We start from the raw sequence: 21268 nt of genomic DNA on the forward strand, positions 1-21268 counted from the left end.
CCATGCCGAAACCAACGATCTATTATATTCGCCACGGTCAGACCGAATGGAATGCCGCCGGTCGCTTTCAGGGCTCGAAGGACATTCCGCTCAACGATCTCGGTCGTGAGCAGGCGGCGCATGCCGGTGGTGTCCTTAAAGATCTGCTGGCGCGCGACGGGCGCACCAACGGCGATGTCGCATTCGTCTCCAGTCCGCTCGGCCGCGCGCGCAACACCATGGAACTGGTGCGCGGCAAGCTCGATCTGCCGCATGACGACTACGGCCTCGACGATCGTCTGCGTGAGATCGGCTTCGGCCACTGGGAAGGCTTTACGCTGGCCGAGCAGGAAGCCGCACATCCCGAGATATTTGCGGCGCGCTTGCGCGACAAATGGAGCCTGCCGGCGCCGGGCGGCGAGAGCTACGCTGAGGTGCAACTCCGGATGCGCGAATGGGTTGAGGGCCTGACGGGCGATACCGTTGCCGTTGCCCATGGCGGTACGGCGCGGGCGCTAATGGTGGCGCTGGGCTTTGAGACGCCGGACGGGGTCAGTGAGCTGCCGATCCAGCAGGGCGCGGTCTACGTGTTCAACGCCGACAGGATGGACAAGTTTAGTTAAGCATTGCGGCTGACCGGGCGATTTGACCCCTCGGACGGCCCGCGTTACGACATCTGCTCAAGCAGCGAGCGCCCCATGTCCCACAACACCTTCGGCCATATGTTCCGCGTCACCACCTTTGGCGAGAGCCACGGGGTGGCGATCGGCTGCGTGGTCGATGGCTGTCCGCCGCTGATCCCGCTCGATGTTGCCGAGATCCAGGCCGATCTCGATCGCCGCCGTCCCGGCCAGTCGCGCTTTACCACGCAGCGGCAGGAAGCTGACGCGGTCAAGATCCTGTCCGGGGTCATGGCGCATCCGGAAACGGGTGTGCAGGTCACGACGGGGACGCCGATCGCGCTCTTGATCGAGAATACCGACCAGCGCTCGAAGGATTATTCGGACATCAAGAACAAGTTTCGGCCGGGCCATGCCGACTTCACCTATGAGGCCAAATACGGGTTGCGCGACTATCGCGGCGGTGGCCGTTCATCTGCCCGCGAGACGGCGACGCGTGTTGCGGCCGGCGCGATCGCGCGCAAGATCGTGCCCGGAATGACGGTGCGTGCTGCGCTGGTGCAGATGGGACCGCACAAGATCGACCGCGGCAACTGGGACTGGGACGAGGTCGCCCGCAATCCATTCTTCTGCCCGGACAAGGACAAGGCCGCCTTCTTCGAAAGCTATCTCGATGGTATCCGGAAATCCGGCTCGTCGATCGGCGCGGTGATCGAGGTGGTCGCCGACGGCGTGCCCGCAGGTTTGGGCGCGCCCATTTACGCCAAGCTCGATGGCGATCTGGCAGCGGCGCTGATGAGCATCAATGCGGTGAAGGGTGTCGAGATCGGCGACGGTTTCGGTGCTGCGGAATTGTCTGGCGAGGACAATGCCGACGAGATGCGCATGACCAATCACGGCCCGTCATTTCTCTCAAACCATGCTGGCGGCATCCTCGGCGGCATTTCCACAGGCCAGCCGGTCGTGGCACGTTTTGCAGTGAAGCCGACTTCGTCGATCCTGTCGCCGCGCAAGACCGTCGATCGCAATGGCGCCGATACGGACATCCTGACCAAGGGGCGTCATGATCCCTGCGTCGGCATCCGCGCCGTGCCGGTGGCGGAAGCCATGGCCGCTTGTGTGCTCGCCGATCATTTCATTCGGCATCGCGGACAGGTCGGCTAGAGTAAGTGACTGACCGAAGCCCGCGTTCGCGCGAGTTTGAAAGTGCCAGCCGTGTTGCCCGACAAGCTCAGAGAGATCATCGACTGGCTCAGTGACGGTGCGCGATCCGCGCCGACGCCATCGCGCATGATGGCGGAATGTTGCGAACGGCTTGTCGCTGCGGGGCTGCCGCTGTACCGCGTGGGCATCTTCATCCGCACCCTGCATCCGGAAATCTTCGGCCGAAATTTCATCTGGCGTCCGGAGACCGGGGTGGTCCTCAGCTCGGTTGATTTCGACATTCAGGAGGCGCCTGAATTCCTCAGCAGTCCGCTTGCGCTGGTCTTCCGTGAAGGTGTCGAGGTCCGCAGCCGACTTCATGAGCCATCAACCACACCCTTTCCTTTTTTCGACGACATGCGCGCCGAAGGCGTTACCGACTATATCGCGATCCCGCTCACCTTCGTCGACAACATGCTCCACGCATCAAGCTGGACGACGAAGCAGCCTGGCGGTTTTACGGACGAGCAGCTTGCTGCCTTGAAAGCGGTGCTGCCGACATTGGCGCGGTTGATCGAGGTCATCGGCATACGACGAGTGACGGTGACACTGCTCGATACCTATGTGGGCAATCGCGCTGGCGGACGTATTCTCGGTGGTCAGATCCGACGCGGCCACACCGAGACCATGCGCGCAGCGATCTGGTTGTCGGATCTGCGCGGATTTACGGCGCTGTCGGACCGATTGCCGCCGGAAAGCGTCGTCGAGATTCTCAACCACTACTTCGATTGTCAGGTGCCTGCGATCCTCAAGCATGGCGGCGAAGTGCTCAAATTCATGGGCGATGGCCTGCTGGCCGTGTTTCCCATTGCCGAGGACGATGCGGATCGTTCCACGGTGTGCGGCCACGCGCTGGAGGCCGCGCGTGAAGCTAGCGCTGCCGTTGAAGCGCTGCGCTGGTCGGATGCGGCAGGTGCTGAAGAGCGCTTTCGCTTCGGTCTGGCACTGCATGTCGGCAAGGTACTTTACGGCAATATCGGTGGCGGCAACCGGCTCGATTTCACCTGTATCGGCCCGGCGGTGAACCTCGCCGCACGTCTGGAGAAGATCGCGGGCAGGCTGCACCGGACGGTGGTCGCGTCGACCGCTTTTGCTGATGTGACACGCGCCGACTGGGCCGATCTCGGTGAATTTCCCATCGCTGGCTTCGCCAAGGCCGAGCAGGTCTATGGATTGGGCGATGAAACCGCGGTCGCTGGCTGAGGTCAGTCGCCGCGCAGATGGGATTGCTTGAGGGCCGCGGTCAGGATCATCAGGGTCACCCAAAGCCGCAGCATCGCGAAGCTGAAGATAAAGACGAAGAAGATCAGGTTTCGGATGAAGGTGTTCGTCGTTGGCGCCTGCCCGTAGATCGCAATCGCGTTGCGAACGAGACCCTGGACAAAACCGAGGCCGAAATAGGCGGCGGTCAGGACCAGAAGGCCCACGCCGAGCCACGCGCTTCGCCTGGCGAATTCACGGCAAGCCGCGAAGAAACGAACCCTGTTGTCATGGCGTTCGACGCCGACGATCATCAGCAAGATCAGCGTGGCGATGGAGGCATTCCAGATCTTTCCGGCCGCCGTCGGCTGATCGAACGCCATGCCATCGATGCCGCCCATGAAGTTCAGGTCCAGCGGCGAGATCCCGAGCGATACAGAGATCATGCTTGCTACAAGCATCAGCGCGCCGATACGCACCAGAATGCGCAGCGATAGTCGGAATTCATCCTCGAACGTCATCGCTCCGAGATGGGTCTCGCCGTCGGCAAGCTCGATCGACCGCCGTGCGGTCACCAGAAAAGCGAGAAGAACGGCAACCGTGGCGACGAAGATGGCCGGCAAGGCGATAACGCCACCGCTGAATGCGATCACGCGCATTCCCGCTGCCAGCACGAGCCAAGGCAGGCATTCGATGAAGCGCAAAGGCCCGAACGACAATTCCGGCCGGGATACATATTGCTTGCGGAGTGCAATCGACATCTGGCGAGCTTGCCACATGCCGCCCAACCTCGGATTGAGCCGATCGTTAAATTTTTATCGTCTTGGTGGCCAAAGCAGAAGCGCCACGTCCTATTCTTCCGGCTCGGTCGTGAACAGAAGCGGATAGCCCTTGGCGCGGCCGGCATCTGTCGCGCGGGTCGCCTTGGTCTCGGCGACGTCACGGGTGAACACGGCGACGACGCAGACGCCGCGTTGATGCGCCGTCATCATTACCTTGGCGGCTTGATCCTCGGACATGCGAAATTCCGCCTTCAGCACCCGCACGACGAACTCCCGCGGCGTGAAGTCATCATTGACGAGGATAACCTTGTACAATTTCGGCCGCTCGACCTTCGGCTTGGTCTTAGTCTTGGTCTGCGGGGCGGTGACACTCTCGGGCATGCACACTCATCCGGACGATCGCGCTCTGTGGCGGCGACGCGACGATGATCACTCGGCCGCGCAATCCTTGAGGCGTTGCACGGCATCCTGATCGCCGCGCTGCACGGCCATTGGTTTCAGTTTACAGGCTCCGGGGACGTCGCGAAACCGCGGGTTCTGCGATAGTTTGAGATCGACCAATGCGGCAAGTGCGTCAGGCTCGCCAAGTTCCGCAGCCTGAATTGCCTCATACAGAACGATGTTGAGCGAAGAGATCTGAACCTGCGGATGGCCGGCCAGCAACCGCAGGGCCTTTAGCCGGGAGTCGTAGTCCCAAACCCCGGCAGTGATCAGCAAGTCGATCCCCTTTGACACGTCGCGTGGCACCAGCTTTCCATCGAGATAAAGCTCGCCGAGCAGGCCACTCGCGCTCGCTTGATGGCGCTGGCTTTGCAAGATCGATAATGCGCGCTTCGGATCGGCCGGGCCGCCTTCGCCATCGAGCAGCATCTGCGCCAGCTCGGTATCGCCTCCCAGATGATCGCGCGCAGCCTCTTCAAATAGTTTGCGGGCGCGCACGGGATCGTTGGGACGCGTGGCTTCAGCCAGCGCCGCCTTGGCGCCAAACGAGCCGCCTTGGGCGAGACGTGCGAGTAAATCCCGGCCGAGGGTCTGCTCGTCCGGCTGCGGGGATCGCGCGAGAAGCCGGGCAAGCCTGATCTGCTGGTCCGCACGGGTGACGTTCTCCGGCAGCGGCAACCGAAGCGCGCGCTCGGTCCAGTATCGTTCGGCCGAGGCGTCCCGCTTCACGATGCCGCCACGGCCATAGAGGATGGCGAGCCTGTTTACCGCTGACGGGTTCTCCAGTTCGGCTGCCTTGATCAGCGCGTGCTGTGCCTCGTCGCGCGCAATCAGTTGCGGGCGATCAAGATGATAGTCCCATGAATTATGCGACTCATAGATTGCGTAATTTGCCTCGCTATCGTTCCGGGCTGCGGCCTCGCGCAACAGTGCGACCGCCTCGGCGCGCCGTTCATGCGGCAGCGATTGAGCGAAGGCCACCTTGTTGCGGACATCGTCCGGAGCTGCAGCGAATGCTTCGCTGCAGGCGGTCTGGCGCATCCGGTAACGCAGCTTCTCTTGTTGCTCGGGGAGGTATTCGGTGGCGTTCCGCAAAAGACGGCGGCATTCGTTGGCTGCGTTGGCGCCGAACGGCTGAATAGGTTCGTCCTGTTCGGCGGCCCCTGTCTTGCGCTGTTCGGCAGGTGCTGAAACGAACAAAGCGATCGCTGCGCCGATGCAAGCGAGCAGTACGGCCAACACGATTGCGTGCCGCGCTGCGGGCTGGCGGCCACCGTTCATCGGCGCGTTCAAGGCGGCACTCATCTCGGCCATTCCGGTCGGCAATGGTGGATGTGGCGTTGGCGACATCCTGCGTTAGCTTTGTCGCGCGAACGTGCAAACCGTTCAAATCCGGGGCAGCCGCCCGTTAACTCTGCCGCAGCGGCAGAGCCGCCATGACCGGATTGTGAACATGCCTGCAGGTTCCTGCTTTGCGGCTCGTCATTTGCATGTCACCATTCGATTCTCAACGGGAGGGCCGCTATGCGCTGGTGTGTCTCGATTGGAGCGGTACTCGTCGCGGGAGCGATGGCCGGCGGCGACGTCGCGAGCATGGCTGCGACAGGCCCGAAAGCGCAGTTTGTCCAGAGCAAGCAGGACCCCGTGGTCGATGTCGAACTGGTGCTGGCGGTCGACGTTTCCTATTCGATGGATATGGACGAGCTGGCGATCCAGCGCGAAGGCTATGCCCAAGCCATCGTTTCCAAGGAATTCCTTACCGCGCTCAAGAGTGGCCCGACAGGCAAGATTGCGGTCACTTATTTCGAATGGGCGGCATCGTCAGACCAGAAGCTGATCATTCCCTGGCGTGTCATCGATGGTCCTGAATCCGCCGACGCGGTGGCATCCGAAATCATGAAGACGCCGATCCGCCGGGCGTCGCGGACGTCGATCTCGGGCGCGATCTACTACGCCATGCCGCTGTTCGATGAAAATGCGCTGCATGGTCTGCGCCGGGTCATCGATATTTCGGGCGATGGGCCGAACAACAATGGAGGACCGGTGACGGTCGCGCGCGACGAGGCAGTCGCGAAAGGTATCGTCATCAACGGCCTGCCGATCATGGCCAAGGAACTGTCCTACTCGACCATGGATATCGAAAACCTTGATCTCTATTACGAGGACTGCGTGATCGGCGGCGCGGGTTCCTTCGTGGTGCCGATCAAGGAGCGCGACAAGTTCAAGGAAGCGATCCGCACCAAACTGGTGTTGGAAGTCGCAGGATTGATGCCCGAGCCGCGCGCGATTCCTGTCGCCAACACGACGAAGGAGCCCCGCGTCAACTGCCTGATCGGCGAGAAGATCTGGCAGGATCGCTGGGGGCGTTAGTTCCCGTTAGCCATCGACCCGCGCAATCGCGTGGAAAAACGTGCCGGTGACATGGCCGCGCCGTCCGCCGCGCTCTGCCATGGGTTCGGCCTGCGCGTTGCGGAGATCGACCAGCGGGTCGTCGCTGCCCGGATCAATCAGCGACGCATAGTGAAATTCATGGCCGCGGATGAGCGATCCCTTTGGTCCGATCGGACTGTCGGATAGCAATCGCGCCTCGCGATAGCCGAGATGCAAGTGCCGCTTGTGGAAACTCGTCGTGTGGCTGAGCAGCCCCGTCATCGCATGCCGGTTGCCGTCGGCATCCTCCAGGCCTTCACCGAGCACCATATAGCCGCCGCACTCGCCATGGACCGAACGTGTCTGTGCGAAGCGCACCAGCCCGTCGCGGAATTTTTGCGCCGAGGCAAGCGTTGCCACGTGAAGTTCGGGATAGCCGCCTGGCAGCCAGCATGCATCACAATCATCCGGCGGAGCTTCATTGGCCAGCGGTGAGAAGCGGACGACCTCCGCGCCGGCATTGCGCCAGCCGTCAATCAGGTGCGGATAGATGAAGGTGAAGGCAGCATCAGCGGCCAATGCAATGCGCTGACCCGGCGGCGGTAAGGCCGGCGCGGCATTGCGGGCCAGCTGTCCGTCGATCGGCGCAGCCAGCGCGATGATGGTATGGAGATCGAGGTGCTTCTCCGCCATGTCGGCGAGTACGTCCATCCGTGTGGCAAGGTCGCCGTGTTCGCCAGCCTGGATGAGGCCGAGATGACGCTCTGGCAGCGCCAGTGCGGCATCCCGCGGAATGGCGCCGACGACGGGGATGCCGAGTGGCGCGATGGCATCCGTGATGAGGCGGCGATGTCGGTCGCTGCCGACGCGGTTCAGGATCACACCGGCGACGCGGACGTCAGGACGATGACTGGCAAAGCCGCGCACCATAGCGGCTGCTGATTGCGATTGCGCGGTCACGTCGAGCACCAGCAGCACCGGCAACTTGAACCGCGCGGCGATGCTGGCACTGCTGCCGTCGCGGTCGGCGACGCCGGGCACGCCGTCGAACAGGCCCATGACGCCTTCGACCACCAGCAGATCGGCGGCATCGCTGACGCCAGCCATCAGCGCCTGCAGCAGCGAGGGCGGCATGGTCCAGCTATCGAGATTGATGCAGGGCGCGCCGGTGGCGATCGCATGAAAGGCAGGATCGATATAATCGGGCCCGGCCTTGGCCGCGCGCAGTACCATGCCGCGCCGCGCCAGTGCGGCGAGCAGGCCGAGCGTGACCGTGGTCTTGCCCGCGCCGGATCGCGCTGCGGAGACCAGCAGGCCGGCGGTCATGATGGATGAACTTGCGACATCGCGGCGGATTACCGCGGCGACTGCGATGCCGCAAGGGCGAGGTCTAGGCCGACGCCTTTTCGCTCTTCGGCCAGTACTTGTCCCGCAAATGGCGCTTCACCAGTTTGCCGGTCGGCGTGCGTGGCAGTTCGGCCTCGAAGTCGACGCTCTTGGGGCATTTGATCGGGGACAGATGCTTGCGGCAGTACAAGATCAATTCGGCCTCCAGCGCCTTGCCGGCGCGGCTCATGTCGTGCGGCTGCACCACGGCCTTGACCTCTTCGCCCATCTCCTCGTTCGGCACGCCGAACACCGCAACATCGGCGATATCCGGATGGGTGATGAGAATGTCTTCGGTCTCCTGCGGGTAGATGTTCACACCGCCGGAAATGATCATGTAGGACTTGCGGTCGGTGAGGTATAGGAAGCCTTCGTCATCGAGATAGCCGACATCGCCGAGGGTGGACCAGCCGCGCGCGTTATAGGCGCGCTTCGTCTTCTCGGGATCGTTGTGATAGCTGAACTGCGGCGTGTCGGCGAAATACACCGTGCCGATTTCGCCGGTCGGCGCTTCTTGGTCTTCTTCATTGACGATCTTGACGCTACCGACCACAGCCTTGCCGACGGTGCCGCGATGCGACAGCCACTGCTGCGAGTTCGAGACGGTGACGCCGTTGCCTTCGGAGCCGGCGTAATATTCGATCAGGATCGGTCCCCACCAGTCGATCATGCGCGCCTTGACGTCGACGGGGCAGGGGGCTGCGGCATGGATCGCGCCGTTCAATGAAGAGACATTGTATTTCAAACGGACTTCATCCGGCAGCTTCAGCATGCGCACGAACATGGTCGGCACCAGCTGCGACTGGGTGATCTTGTACTTTTCGACAAGCTTGAGGAATTCCTCGGCGTCGAAATGCTCCATGATCACCGACGTGCCGCCGAGCGTGATCGCCATCATGTTGAAGCGCAGCGGAGCTGCGTGATACAGCGGCGCCGGCGATAGATAGATCGAGTCCGATGTCATGCCGCACATGTTCGCGCAGAGCAGCTTCAGGAACGGATTCGGCACGTCGATCGGATTGTTCTCCGAGGCGCGCTTGATGCCCTTGGGGCGGCCCGTCGTGCCCGACGAATACAGCATGTCGTAGCCGGCAACCTCGTCGGCAATCGGCGTAGCGGGCTGAGCGGCGAGGGCACTATTCCAGTCGCGGAAACCGGTGCGCGAACCGTCGACGATATAGAACATCGGCTCCGCCGTGTTGGTGATCAGCGGTGCAACCACATCGGCGCATTTCTCGGAGGTGATGACGACGCGCGCGCCGCAGTCTTTCACGATATAGGCGATTTCGTCTTGCGTCAGGTAGCGGCTGATCGCCGTGTAATACAGCCCGCTGCGCTGTGCAGCCCAGCAGATCTCCATGAAGTCGAGGCGATTCTCCATCAAGAGCGCGATGTGATCGCCCGCCTTCAAGCCCAGCGAGCGGAACAACTGCGCGCCGCGGTTCGAGCGTTCGTCGAGTTCGCGATAGGTGAGCGCCTGGCCGGAGCCGGCCATGCGGTAGGCAATCTTGTCGGGACTGGTCTTCGCGTGAATCGACGGATGCGTCATGGAGAGTTCCTTGGTGTTTCCTCGAAGACCGGCGGATTTTTCCGCTCGTGGTGTGGTTTAGTTTTCTTACGTCCCCTCTCCCCTTGTGGGAGAGGGTGCCTGAGCGAAGCGAAGGCGGGAGAGGGGTATGGCTAGTCGCGGGCCCTCTCCGTCTCGAACCCGCTTCGCGTGTTCGATCCACCCTCTCCCCTAGCGCTGCTACGCAGCGCTAGGGGAGAGGGGAAGAAAATTACAATCGCTCCACGATCGTCACATTGGCCATGCCGCCGCCTTCGCACATGGTCTGCAGGCCATAGCGCTTCTTGTTCTGCTGCAGTGCGTGCACCAGCGTGGTCATCAGCTTGGTGCCGGAGCCGCCGAGCGGATGGCCGAGCGCGATGGCGCCGCCATTGACGTTGAGGCGCTTCGGATCGGCGCCGGTGGCTTTCAGCCAAGCGGTCGGGATCGAGGCGAAGGCTTCGTTGACTTCGAACAGGTCGATGTCGTCGATCTTCATCCCGGCCTTCTCCAGCGCGCGCTTGGTGGCGGGCAGGGGCGCTTCCAGCATGATCACGGGATCGCCGCCCATCATGGTCATATGGTGGATGCGCGCCAGCGGCTTGATGCCGAGTTGCTTGAGGCCCTTCTCGTTGACAACCATCACACCCGACGCGCCGTCGCAGATCTGGCTGGCCGAGGCAGCGGTGAGCTTGCCGTTCTCGGCGATCAGCTTGACGCCGCGGATGCCATCGAGCGTCGCATCGAAACGGATGCCTTCGTCGATGTGATGCGTATCCGTGGTGCCATCGGCGCGGGTGATCTGCAGCGGGATTATCTCGTCCTTGAACCGACCGGCTTCGGTTGCTGCGATGGCGCGCCGGTGGCTCTCGAAGGCGTATGTGTCGAGGTCATCCTTCGACAGTCCGTATTTCTCGGCGACCATCTCGGCGCCGGTGAACTGGCTGAACTGGATGTTGGGATAGCGCGCTTCCATGCCGGGGCTCTTGTAGTGGCCCATGCCGGCCTTGGACGCGAGAATGCTTGGCGAGCCCATTGGCACGCGGGTCATGCTCTCGACGCCGGCGGCGATCACGATATCCATGGAGCCGGCCATCACGGCCTGGGCGGCGAAATGCAGCGCCTGCTGCGATGAACCGCACTGGCGGTCGATGGAGGTGCCCGGCACGCTTTCCGGAAGCTTCGAGGCCAGCACCGCGTTGCGCGCGACGTTGACCGCCTGCTCGCCGCCCTGGCCGACGCAGCCCATGATGACGTCCTCAACCGAGGCGGGATCTGCGCCGGTGCGTTCAACCAGCGTGTTCAAAACCGAGGCTGCGAGGTCGGCCGGGTGCCAGCCGGCTAAACGCCCGCCCTTGCGGCCACCAGCGGTGCGTGCAGCGGCGACGATATAGGCCTCGGCCATGCGTGATCTCCCTTTTTTGCCTTGTTTGGCGGCGTTTTTCGTGGCGTTGAATGCGCGGGATTTAAGTGTCCGCGGAGAGTTTAGTCAATCGGTCAATTAACTCTTGAGTGCGGCCGATTGTTCGTATTATCTGCGCTCTGAATGGCACCGACTTTGAACCCCAGCACCTCTGTGAAAACCGCCGCTGCCCGTAATCCGACGGCCGACAAGCTGTTGCTCGCGGCGAGCGAGCTGATGATTGCCAGCAACTCCATCGAGGTGTCGCTGAGCGAGATTGCGCAGCAGTCCGGGGTCAATGCGGCGCTGGTGAAATATCATTTCGGCAACAAGGACGGCCTGCTGCTGGCGCTGCTTGCGCGCGACGCCGCCACCGAGATGACCAATCTGGAATATCTGCTGGCGCAGCCGATCTCGGCCACCGCAAAACTGCGGTTGCACATCGCCGGCATCATCAAGGCCTATTATCAGTTCCCCTACATGAACCGGCTGATCCACTACTTGCTGCATGAGAGCAGCAACGAGGCGGCCGATGAAGTCTCGAAGTTCTTTGTGGGGCCGCTACTCGGCTTCCATCGCCGCCTGCTGGCCGAGGGACTTGAATCCGGCGAATTTCGCAAGGTCGATCCGGTGTTGTTCTACACCAGCCTGATCGGCGCCTGCGACAACCTGTTCTTCAGCCGTCATGCCATGTCGCGCGCCATTGGCGTCGGCCCGGTGACCGATGAAGTCTGCCGCGACTACGTCGCCCATATGGAAGCGATGCTGCTCGGCGGAATCCTCACAAACAAGAAGGCCGCCAAGGCCTGACATCACGAACTCAGAAGAAACGGCCCAAGGAAAACTGCCAAGAAAATTCAAAAACGTCGGGAAACGCCCAAGGAACTAAATTCAAGAACCAAAAAATAAGAAACGCCCAAGGACCAGTTCCAAGAACAACAACCAAGAAAACGCCCAAGGACCACTTCTTCTTTTTCTTCTTCGTCGCGACCCAAGAATTCAAGAAACGATCAGAAACGCCCAAGGAAAGGCATTATCGATGCAGTTGAAAGACGTAGCCGTATTCATCACCGGCGGTGGCTCGGGCCTCGGTGCCGCGACCGCACGCGCGATGGCCGCCAAGGGCGCCAAGGTCGCCGTGTTCGATCGTGCGGCGGAGAATGCCGAGAAAGTCGCTGCCGAAGTGAAGGGCATCGCTACCGTCGGCGACGTCACCAGCGAAAATGACGTCAAGGCGGCGCTCGCCAAGGCAGCGGCTGCGCATGGTACCGCGCGCGTGCTGATGAACTGCGCCGGTATCGGCGGTTCACAGCGCATCGTCGGCAAGCAGGGCGTTTATCCGCTCGAGAAGTTCACCAATGTCATCATGGTGAACCTGATCGGTACCTTCAACTGCCTGCGTCTGTTCGCCGAGCAGCTTGCCACCGCCGAACCGATCGGCGAGGAGCGCGGCGTCATCATCAACACAGCCAGCGTCGCCGCCTATGAAGGCCAGATCGGTCAGATCGCCTACTCCGCCTCGAAGGGGGGCGTTGTCGGCCTCACGCTGCCGGCTGCCCGCGATCTCGCCTCCAGCAAGATCCGCGTCAATACCATCGCGCCGGGCCTGTTCCTGACGCCGCTGCTGATGGGCCTCAACGAGGAAGCCCGCGCTAGCCTGGGCGCGCAGGTGCCGCATCCGGCCCGCCTCGGCGACGCCTCTGAATACGGCAACCTCGCGGTCCACATCGTCGAGAACCCGATGCTGAACGGCGAAACCATTCGCCTCGACGGCGCCATCCGTATGGCGCCGCGGTAGTACTTGTCTTCCCCTCTCCCCCAGCGCGGCGTAGCCGCGCGCCGCGGGAGAGGGTGCCTGAGCAAGCGAAGGCGGGAGAGGGCTCGTTGTGGCACCCCTCTCGTGAGTTTGTTTCTAACTCCTGCGCTGCCCTCTCCCGCAAGGGGAGAGGGCGCGGCAATGAGCGTCGGCAAGGCGCCAACGAGTGAAACGGGAGAGCGCGTGTGTCTAATCCACTGCTGATCGAACACGACGATGGCGTGGACCGGGTGACGCTTAATCGTCCGGACAGTCTCAACGCGCTCGATCCTGCTCTGATCGACGCACTAAACGACTATTTCGAAAGCCTGCAGCGCAATCGCAAGACACGCGTGGTCGTCCTCAAGGGTGCCGGCGCCAATTTCTGCGCCGGGCTCGATCTCAAACACGCAATGGCCGTGCGCTCCGGGCAGAATGCGCCGCGCACCGTCACCGAGTCGCTGGATTCCCAGCGCCGCATCGCGGATATCGTGATGCTGATGCGCCGCTGTCCGCAGCCGATCATCGCGCTGGTGCAGGGTGCTGCCGCCGGCGGCGGTTTCGCGCTGGCGCTCGCCGCAGATATCCGCATCGCCGCCAAGTCGGCGCGCATGAACTGCGCCTTCATCAAGCTCGGCCTCGGCGGCTGCGACATCGGCTCAAGCTATTTCCTGCCGCGTCTCGTCGGTGTCTCCGTCGCCTCTGAACTGATCCTCACCGGCCGCTTCATCCATGCCGATCGCGCGCTGGCTGTTGGGTTGGTGTCGGAAGTTGTCGACGACGGTCAACTCGAAGCCGCCGCTGCGCCCTATGTCGATGCGATGATGACCGCGTCGCCGGTAGGGCTGCGGCTGTCGAAGGAATGCATCAACATGTCCGTCGATGCCGGCTCGATCGAGGCCGTCATCGCCATGGAAGATCGCAATCAGGTGCTGTGCAGCCGCTCGGAAGATTTCGAGGAAGGCATTCGCGCATTCATCGAGAAACGAAAGCCGGTTTACGTCACACGTTGAAGCGTGATCTCACGCACCGAATACAAGGTCCGACAAACGAGACCATGGTTCGACAAGAACGGTTTTGGGAGAAACCACATGAACGCCCAGGCTGCCGCGGTGCTGACAAAGCCCGCCTTCCGCAAGATCCACTGGATGGAGCGCGACATCGATGTCGAGCGCCGGCCGGACGGCGTCATCGTCATGAAGTCGCTGATACCGTTGATGCCCTATGAGACGCATCTGCCGGCGTCTCTGGCGAAGTGGGCCAAAGAGCGTCCCGATCACACCTGGCTGGCCCAGCGCGCCGGCGATGACCGGCAATGGCGTCGGCTCAGCTATGGCGAGGCGAAGCGGACCGCCGATGCGCTGACCCAGGCGCTACTCGACATGAAGCTCGCGGCCGATGGACCGGTTGCGATCCTTTCGGGCAATTCCATCGAGCATGCACTAATGACCATGGCGGCGATGCAGGCGCGGCATCCGGCAGCGCCGGTGTCGCCGGCCTATTCGCTGATGAGCCAGGATCACGCCAAGCTCAAATATCTGTTCGACCTGATCAAGCCTGTCGCGGTCATGGTGCAGGACGGGCCGACCTTCCAGAAGGCGCTGGATGCGCTCGATCTCACCGACATCAAGATCATCCATGTGGCGCGCCCGCCGACGGGGATCGCCAGCACCGCCTATGCCGACATGGTCGCGACCATGGTTACGCCCACGGTCGACGCATCGCTCGCCCAGATCATGCCCGATACGGTCGGCAAGCTGCTGTTCACCTCGGGCTCCACCGGCATGCCCAAGGCGGTCATCAACACGCAGCGGATGATGACGGCGAATGCCGCGATGATGATGCAGACGCGCCCGCGCGATCCGAACGCGCAGCCGCCGGTCTATCTCGACTGGATGCCGTGGAATCACACCATGGGCGGCAACGCTTTGTTCAACCCGCTGCTGATCGATGGCGGCACGCTCTATATCGACGATGGCCGTCCAATGCCGGGCATGATCGACGAGACATTGCGCAATCTGCGCGAAATCTCGCCGACCTATTACGCCAATGTCCCCGCAGGCTATGCCGCCATCGCCAGCGCAATGGAGAAGGACGATGCGCTGGCGCGCTCCTTCTTCAAGAATCTGAATCTGATGGCCTATGGCGGCGCGCGTCTCCCTGACGATCTTTATGACCGCATGCAGGCGCTGGCCGTGCGCGCCACGGGCGAGCGCATCGTGTTCTACACCGGCTGGGGCTGCACCGAGACCTCGCCGACCTCGACCGGCACCTATTGGGACACCGAGCGCGTCGGCCTGATCGGCCTGCCGTTCCCCGGCGTCGAACTCAAGATGGTGCCGGTGGATTCGAAATACGAATTGCGCTTGCGCGGCGTCAACGTGATGCCGGGCTACTATCGCCAGCCGGACCTCACCAAAGCGGCCTTCGACGAGGAAGGCTTCTACAAGATCGGCGACGCTGGCATTTTCGTCGACGACAATGACCCCGTGCAGGGCCTGATCTTCTCCGGCCGCGTGGTGGAGGACTTCAAGCTGACGACCGGCACCTTCGTGCATGTCGGCTCGTTGCGCACCGATGTGATCGCTGCGGCGACGCCGGTGGTGCAGGACGCGCTGATCACGGGACAGGATCGCCCCTATATCGGCGTGCTCGCCTGGCCCAACCTGCCGGCCTGCCGCATCATGATCGGCGAGCCCGAGGCGACATTTGCCGATGTGGTGAAACATCCTGCGGTTCTTGCCTGTCTGAAGAAGGGGCTGCAGGCACATAATGCGTCGTGCGAAGGCGCCAGCAGCAGGCGCATTGCGCGCGCGATGTTCATGGTCGAGCCGGCGTCCATCGACGGCAACGAACTCACTGACAAGGGCTACATCAACCAGCGCGCCGGCCTCGAACGCCGCGCGGCACTGGTCGCCCAGCTTTACGCCGAGCACCCCGGCGAAGACGTCATCATCCTCAACTAGACTTTCATCGATCAGAACAGAGTACACCGCCATGAACTTCGATTTCTCCGACGACCAGAAGCAGCTCCGCGATGAGGCCCGGCGTTTTCTCACCGAGAAGTGCCCGCCGAAGGCTGTGCGCGCCGTGATCGACGGCAAGGCGCCCTATGATCGCGAGCTCTGGAAGGGCTTGGCTGACATGGGCTTCCTCGGCGTCGCCATCCCGGAAGCCTTTGGCGGCTCGGGTGCCGGTCATCTCGAACTCTGCGTGATCGCCGAGGAAATGGGCCGCGCGCTGGCGCCGGTGCCGTTCTCGTCCACCGTGTATCTTGCCGCCGAAGCGCTGCTTCTGGCCGGCTCCGATGCGCAGAAGCAGAAGTGGCTGCCGGCGATTGCGCAGGGCAATGCCATCGGTACGCTGGCCCTGTTCGAAGGCTCTGGTAATCCGTCGCCAAAAGCGATCAAGCTCACCGCGGCCAACGGCGTACTGAACGGCACCAAGAAGCCGGTGGCCGATGGTGCCATCGCCGATTTCGCCATCGTCGCCGCACGTACCGGTTCGACCGGCCGCGACAGCGACATTGCACTGTATCTCGTGGATCTCACCAGCGAAGGTGTCGAGGCCAAGGCGCTGACCTCCATCGATCCGTCGCGCAACCAGGCCGAGATTACCTTCAAGAACGTCAAGGCCGAGCTGCTCGGCGCCGCGAACGAAGGCTGGAGCATCCTCTCCCAGGTGCTCGACCGTGCGGCCGTGCTGATCGGCTTTGAACAGGTTGGCGGTTCCGACCGCGCGCTGGAAATGGGTCGCGACTACGCGCTCGACCGCATTGCCTTCGGTCGTCAGATCGGTTCGTTCCAGGCGGTCAAGCACATGCTCGCCGACATGTATGTCTCGGCGACGCTGGCACGCTCGAATTGCTATTACGGCGCATGGGCGCTTTCGACCAACGCGTCCGAACTGCCGGAAGCCGCCGCAGCTGCGCGCATCAGCGCCACGCAGGCATTCCAGCATTGTTCGAAGAACAACATCCAGGTCCATGGCGGCATGGGCTTCACCTGGGAGTTCGACTGCCATCTGTATTACCGTCGCTCGAATGCCGTCGCGGTCGGGCTCGGCTCACTGTCTTATTGGGAAGACCAGTTGATCGAGCGCATGCGCCAGAAGAATGCGGCGTAAGGATCAATCGAGATGAATTTCGATGACACCCCGCAGGAGGCCGCGTTCCGCGCCGAGGCTAAAACCTGGATCGCGGCCAATGCGCCGAAGCAATATGAAGACGAGCTGAAAAAGGCCGCGCTCGGCCGCATTCAGCTCAAGAGTGCGAATATTCTGGAAGTCGCGAAAGCCTGGCAGAAGAAGAAGGCCGATGCCGGCTGGGCCGTACCGCACTGGCCGAAGGAGTATGGCGGCCGCGGCGCATCGCCCATCGAGCGGGTGATCTGGCAGCAGGAAGAGGGCGTGTTCGGCAAGCTCGGCGCGCTGTTTATCATCGGTCACGGCATGTGCGGCCCGACCATGATGGCCTACGCCGCCGAAAAGCATAAGCGGCAGTATCTGCCGCCGCTGGCGTCCGGCGAGAAGATCTGGTGCCAGTTGTTCTCTGAACCCGCCGGCGGATCCGACGTCGCGGGTCTCCGCACCCGTGCGGAGAAGGACGGTGACGACTGGGTCATCAACGGCCAGAAGATCTGGACTTCCGGCGCGCACTACTCGGATTACGGCATCCTGATCACCCGCACCGACCCGACTGTGCCGAAGCACAAGGGTCTCACCATGTTCTTCCTGGACATGAAGAGCCCGGGCGTGGAGGTGAAGCCGATCAAGCAGGCCAACGGTCAGGCCGAGTTCAACGAGGTGTATTTCACCGACGTACGGATACCCGATGCGCAGCGCCTCGGCGCTGTGGGTGACGGCTGGAACGTCTCGCTCACCACGCTGATGAACGAACGCATGGCGATCGGCGCCAATGTCGCCACCGGCTTCCCGGAATTGTTCGAGTTCTGCAGCAGCCTGATGCTGGATGACGGTCCGGCCATCGACGACCCCGCCGTGCGCTCCAAGCTTGCCAACTGGGCGGTGCGTGCCAGCGGACTGCGTTATACGGCATTCCGTTCGATCTCGGCGCTGTCGCGCGGTGAACGTCCGGGTCCGGAAAACTCTATCGGTAAGCTCGTTGCCGGCGCCATGCTGCAGGATGTCGCGACCTATGCGCTCGATCTGCAGGGCGCGGCCGGCGTGCTGAACGGGCCGGAGGATGCGGAGGTCGCCGGCAAGTTCCAGGCGATGCTGCTGCGCTCGCCTGCGACGCGCGTCGAGGGCGGCACCGACGAGATTCTGCGCAACATCATCGCGGAACGTGTGCTCGGCCTGCCGGGCGACATCCGCGTCGACAAGGACGTGCCATTCAACAAGATCCCGACCAAGGGACGATAAGTCAGCCTGTAGGATGGGTAGAGCGCAGCGAAACCCATCAATGTCCGCGCAAGCCCATCGATGGGTTTCGCAAGGGCTCTACCCATCCTACGCTTTCTTTTCTCATTAAGGACGACTGCCATGAATTTCGATGACACGCCGCAGGAAGCCGAATTCCGCGCCGTCGCGCGCAAGTGGATCGATGCCAACGCGCCGAAAGAGCTGGAAGCCGAGCTGACCAAGCCATCGGCGAAGCGCGCCTCTGAGAAGCGCGACGCGATGCTCGATGTCGCCAAGGCGTGGCAGAAGAAGAAGGCCGATGCAGGCTGGGCCTGTCTGCACTGGCCGAAGGAATATGGCGGCCGTGGGTCGACGCCGATCGAGCGCGTGATCTGGCAGCAGGAAGAGGGCGTCTATGACAAGCTCGCGCGGCCCTTCGCCATCGGGCAGGGCATGTGCGGCCCAACTGTGATGGCCTATGCCTCCGAAGACCAGAAGCGCAAATATCTGCCGCCACTGGCCTCCGGCGAGAAGGTCTGGTGTCAGCTGTTCTCCGAACCCGCCGGTGGCTCCGACGTCGCTGGCCTTCGCACCCGCGCGGAGAAGGATGGTGACAACTGGATCGTCAACGGCCAGAAGATCTGGACCTCCGGCGCGCACTACTCGGATTATGGCATCCTGATCACTCGCACCGACCCGAATGTGCTCAAGCACAAGGGTCTCACCATGTTCTTCCTGGACATGAAGAGCGAAGGCGTCGAGGTGAAGCCGATCAAGCAGGCCAATGGCATGCAGGAATTCAACGAGGTGTTCTTCACCGATGTGCGGATTCCGGATGCACAGCGGCTCGGCGCCGTCGGTGACGGCTGGAACGTGTCGCTGACCACGCTGATGAACGAGCGCATGTCGATCGGCTCCCGCGTCGCCACGGGGTTCCCGGAATTGTTCGAGTTCTGCAGCAACCTGATGCTGGAAGACGGCCTCGCCATCGACGATCCCAATGTGCGCTCGAAACTCGCAAGCTGGGCGGTGAAGAATTCCGGTCTGAAATACACCAGCTATCGCTCGATTTCGGCGCTGTCGAAGGGCGAGCGTCCGGGTCCGGAAAACTCCATCGGCAAGCTGGTCTCGGGCATGATGATGCAGGACATCGCGATGTTCGCGGCCGACCTGCAGGGCGCTTCCGGCGCGCTGGTCGGAGCCGATGCGGAAGCAGCCGGCGAATTCCAGGCGACCATTCTGGGCTCGCCGTCCATGCGTATCGCCGGCGGCACCGACGAGATCCTGCGCAACATCATCGCCGAGCGTGTGCTCGGTTTGCCGGGCGACATCCGCGTCGACAAGGACGTGCCGTTCAACAAGGTCCCGACCAAGGGACGGTAAGGTTTGCAATGACTGCTCCCATCGACACGCTCGAAACCCTTCTGGCGTCACGCTACTCCTGTCGCGCCTACAAGACCGAGCAGGTGCCGCGCGCCATCATCGACCGCATTCTCAATGCCGCGCAGAAGACCGCGTCGTGGTGCAACAGCCAGCCGTGGCAGGTCACGATCACGTCGGGTGAAGCCACCAAGAAGTTTCGCGACGTGCTCTATCCTGTCGCGGCCGCGGGCACGCCGAATTCGGGCGACTTCCCGTTTCCGCGCGAATATCGCGGGGTCTATCTGGACCGCCGTCGCGAAAGCGGCTTCCAGCTTTACAACACACTGGGTATCGCGCGCGGCGACAAGACGGCCTATGCCGAGCAGGCGTTGCAGAACTTCAACTTCTTCGGCGCGCCGCATGTGGCGATCATCACGTCGGATGAAGCGCTCGGGGTCTATGGCGCAGTGGACTGCGGCGGCTATGTAAACAATTTCATGCTGGCTGCGCAGGCGCTCGGCCTCGCGACCGTGCCGCAGGCGGCGCTGGCGTTTCACTCGGCCGTGGTGCGCCAGCATTTCGGCATGAGCGACGACCGCCGCGTCGTTTGCGGCATTTCGTTCGGCTATCCGGACCGCGAGCACAAGGTCAACAGCTACCGAACGAACCGCGCGCAGTTAGGCGATGTGGCGACGTTTGTGGAGTGACTCTGCTCACTTCCCTCTCCCCCAGCGTAGCGAAGCTGCGCGCCGTGGGAGAGGGTGGATCGAACGCGAAGCGGTCGAGACGGGAGAGGGGCTGCCACGAGCTCCGAGCTTGGCTACCCCTCTCCCGCCGTCCCTTCGCTCAGGCACCCTCTCCCGCAAGGGGAGAGGGGAAGAAAAGTGCCACGGGCTTAACGTTTAAAACCGCGGTGCCCGTTTCTCCGCGAACGCCTTCGTGCCTTCCTTGATCTCATCGCCCCGCAGGCTGTCCCGCGCGCGCTGATCGGCGGCAGCCTCGTCCAGTTCACCGCGGGCGAATTCGTTGATCGCCTGCTTCATGCCGCGCATGGCGATCGGGGCGTTGCCGGCCAGAATCATGGCGAGCTTGTCGACTTCCTCGTCCAGCGCCTCGGTCGGCACCATGGCGGTGAGGTAGCCGATCCGCAGCAGTTCGCTGGCTTCCAGCTTCTGCGCGGTGAGAAACAATCGCTTGGCGTTGTCGACCCCGAGCCGGCTCACATAGCGTTTGATGCCGCCCTTGTAATAATGCAGCCCGAGCCGGGCGGCCGGCATGAACATCTCGCAGGTGTCGACGCCGACCCGGAAGTCACAGGCCAGTGCCAGGTCGGTCGAACCGCCATAGACGCCACCATTGAGCCGGCAGATGGTCGGCAGCGCCAGGTCCTCCAGCCGGTTGGCCACGGCCTCGAAGGCCGATCCGGAGGAGCCTTCCGCCACGGGCTTGGGCGCGCTGGCAGCCCGTTCGGAGATCGCATTGAGATCGAAGCCGGCGCTGAAGGCGCGGCCGGTGCCGGTGAGCACCAGCACCCGGACGGCGCGATTGGCCTCTACGCGATCGAACAGCTGTACCAAGGTGTCCAGGTCGAGCTGGGACAGCCGGTTCAGCTTTTGGGGGCGGTTCAGGCGGATGGTGGCGCGGGGGCCGTCGATGGTCAGAATGGGGGGCGAGGACTGGTCAGATGCGGTTTCCGTCGTTTCCGACATGTTGTTCTCCTTTGGGATGCGAGCGACGGTGCCCGCACCGGCGGATCGCGTCAATCTGCGCACGACTCCGTGATTTTTGCGGGTTGCAACACGGGCTATTTTAACCAGATGG

General features: G+C 62.7%; 19 protein-coding genes. 12 read left to right on the forward strand and 7 right to left on the reverse strand.

The window, feature by feature from the left end:
• The first annotated feature begins 2 nt into the window (after positions 1-2).
• The 3 genes from LPB73_RS03785 (at position 3) to LPB73_RS03795 (ending at position 3005) form a co-directional block, all read left to right on the forward strand.
• Positions 3-602 (forward strand): histidine phosphatase family protein, encoded by a 600-nt coding sequence (locus tag LPB73_RS03785; RefSeq protein ID WP_231079675.1) that lies wholly within the window; start codon positions 3-5, stop codon positions 600-602.
• A 75-nt stretch (positions 603-677) separates the two neighbouring features.
• Positions 678-1763 carry a chorismate synthase gene (gene aroC, locus LPB73_RS03790; RefSeq protein WP_231079676.1) on the forward strand — a complete coding sequence of 362 codons (1086 nt, stop codon included), beginning with the start codon at positions 678-680 and terminating at the stop codon, positions 1761-1763.
• A 51-nt stretch (positions 1764-1814) separates the two neighbouring features.
• Complete coding sequence (locus LPB73_RS03795) at positions 1815-3005, forward strand: adenylate/guanylate cyclase domain-containing protein (protein ID WP_093757334.1); 1191 nt, start codon at positions 1815-1817, stop codon at positions 3003-3005.
• A gap of 2 nt (positions 3006-3007) precedes the next feature.
• Here the strand turns inward: LPB73_RS03795 and LPB73_RS03800 are convergent, their stop codons facing one another.
• From LPB73_RS03800 to LPB73_RS03810, 3 genes are all read right to left on the reverse strand, one after another.
• Positions 3008-3763, reverse strand: coding sequence for a hypothetical protein (locus LPB73_RS03800; RefSeq protein WP_175368255.1), 756 nt, complete (start codon positions 3761-3763; stop codon positions 3008-3010).
• A gap of 90 nt (positions 3764-3853) precedes the next feature.
• Positions 3854-4165: an ATP-dependent Clp protease adapter ClpS gene (clpS, locus tag LPB73_RS03805; RefSeq protein ID WP_120291842.1), complete on the reverse strand. Its 312-nt coding sequence runs from the start codon at positions 4163-4165 to the stop codon at positions 3854-3856.
• Between the two features lie 48 nt (positions 4166-4213).
• The gene (locus LPB73_RS03810) at positions 4214-5530 is read right to left on the reverse strand and encodes a tetratricopeptide repeat protein (protein WP_231079677.1); all 1317 of its coding nucleotides are present in this window, start codon (positions 5528-5530) and stop codon (positions 4214-4216) included.
• Positions 5531-5749: 219 nt separating this feature from the next.
• Between LPB73_RS03810 and LPB73_RS03815 the strand changes: the two genes are divergently transcribed.
• Positions 5750-6595 (forward strand): DUF1194 domain-containing protein, encoded by an 846-nt coding sequence (locus tag LPB73_RS03815; protein ID WP_175368257.1) that lies wholly within the window; start codon positions 5750-5752, stop codon positions 6593-6595.
• A gap of 6 nt (positions 6596-6601) precedes the next feature.
• Here the strand turns inward: LPB73_RS03815 and LPB73_RS03820 are convergent, their stop codons facing one another.
• The 3 genes from LPB73_RS03820 to LPB73_RS03830 form a co-directional block, all read right to left on the reverse strand.
• Positions 6602-7921 (reverse strand): cobyrinate a,c-diamide synthase, encoded by a 1320-nt coding sequence (locus LPB73_RS03820; RefSeq protein WP_231079678.1) that lies wholly within the window; start codon positions 7919-7921, stop codon positions 6602-6604.
• Positions 7922-7985: 64 nt separating this feature from the next.
• Positions 7986-9530, reverse strand: a complete 1545-nt coding sequence (locus tag LPB73_RS03825) for an acyl-CoA synthetase (RefSeq protein ID WP_231079679.1) — start codon at positions 9528-9530, stop codon at positions 7986-7988.
• A 229-nt stretch (positions 9531-9759) separates the two neighbouring features.
• Positions 9760-10932, reverse strand: a complete 1173-nt coding sequence (locus tag LPB73_RS03830) for an acetyl-CoA C-acetyltransferase (RefSeq protein WP_184511545.1) — start codon at positions 10930-10932, stop codon at positions 9760-9762.
• Between the two features lie 141 nt (positions 10933-11073).
• Here LPB73_RS03830 and LPB73_RS03835 point away from each other — a divergent pair, with 141 nt between their 5' ends.
• The 8 genes from LPB73_RS03835 (at position 11074) to LPB73_RS03870 (ending at position 20154) form a co-directional block, all read left to right on the forward strand.
• Positions 11074-11739, forward strand: a complete 666-nt coding sequence (locus LPB73_RS03835) for a TetR family transcriptional regulator (protein ID WP_093756860.1) — start codon at positions 11074-11076, stop codon at positions 11737-11739.
• Positions 11740-11968: 229 nt separating this feature from the next.
• Complete coding sequence (locus tag LPB73_RS03840; RefSeq protein ID WP_231079680.1) at positions 11969-12727, forward strand: SDR family NAD(P)-dependent oxidoreductase; 759 nt, start codon at positions 11969-11971, stop codon at positions 12725-12727.
• A gap of 203 nt (positions 12728-12930) precedes the next feature.
• Positions 12931-13737 (forward strand): enoyl-CoA hydratase/isomerase family protein, encoded by an 807-nt coding sequence (locus LPB73_RS03845; RefSeq protein WP_093756858.1) that lies wholly within the window; start codon positions 12931-12933, stop codon positions 13735-13737.
• 78 nt (positions 13738-13815) lie between these two features.
• Complete coding sequence (locus tag LPB73_RS03850; RefSeq protein ID WP_092145060.1) at positions 13816-15690, forward strand: AMP-binding protein; 1875 nt, start codon at positions 13816-13818, stop codon at positions 15688-15690.
• A gap of 31 nt (positions 15691-15721) precedes the next feature.
• On the forward strand, positions 15722-16849 hold the full coding sequence (locus LPB73_RS03855) for an acyl-CoA dehydrogenase family protein (protein WP_231079681.1): 1128 nt from the start codon (positions 15722-15724) through the stop codon (positions 16847-16849).
• Positions 16850-16861: 12 nt separating this feature from the next.
• Positions 16862-18106, forward strand: coding sequence for an acyl-CoA dehydrogenase (locus LPB73_RS03860; protein WP_231079682.1), 1245 nt, complete (start codon positions 16862-16864; stop codon positions 18104-18106).
• 120 nt (positions 18107-18226) lie between these two features.
• Entirely contained in the window at positions 18227-19468 is a 1242-nt protein-coding gene (locus tag LPB73_RS03865) for an acyl-CoA dehydrogenase (RefSeq protein WP_231079683.1), read from the forward strand.
• 8 nt (positions 19469-19476) lie between these two features.
• On the forward strand, positions 19477-20154 hold the full coding sequence (locus LPB73_RS03870) for a nitroreductase (protein WP_231079684.1): 678 nt from the start codon (positions 19477-19479) through the stop codon (positions 20152-20154).
• Between the two features lie 195 nt (positions 20155-20349).
• Here LPB73_RS03870 and LPB73_RS03875 read toward each other — a convergent pair whose 3' ends face one another.
• Complete coding sequence (locus LPB73_RS03875; protein ID WP_231079685.1) at positions 20350-21156, reverse strand: enoyl-CoA hydratase/isomerase family protein; 807 nt, start codon at positions 21154-21156, stop codon at positions 20350-20352.
• Positions 21157-21268: the final 112 nt, after the last annotated feature.

Source organism: Tardiphaga sp. 37S4 (assembly GCF_021044645.1).
GTDB lineage: Bacteria > Pseudomonadota > Alphaproteobacteria > Rhizobiales > Xanthobacteraceae > Tardiphaga > Tardiphaga robiniae.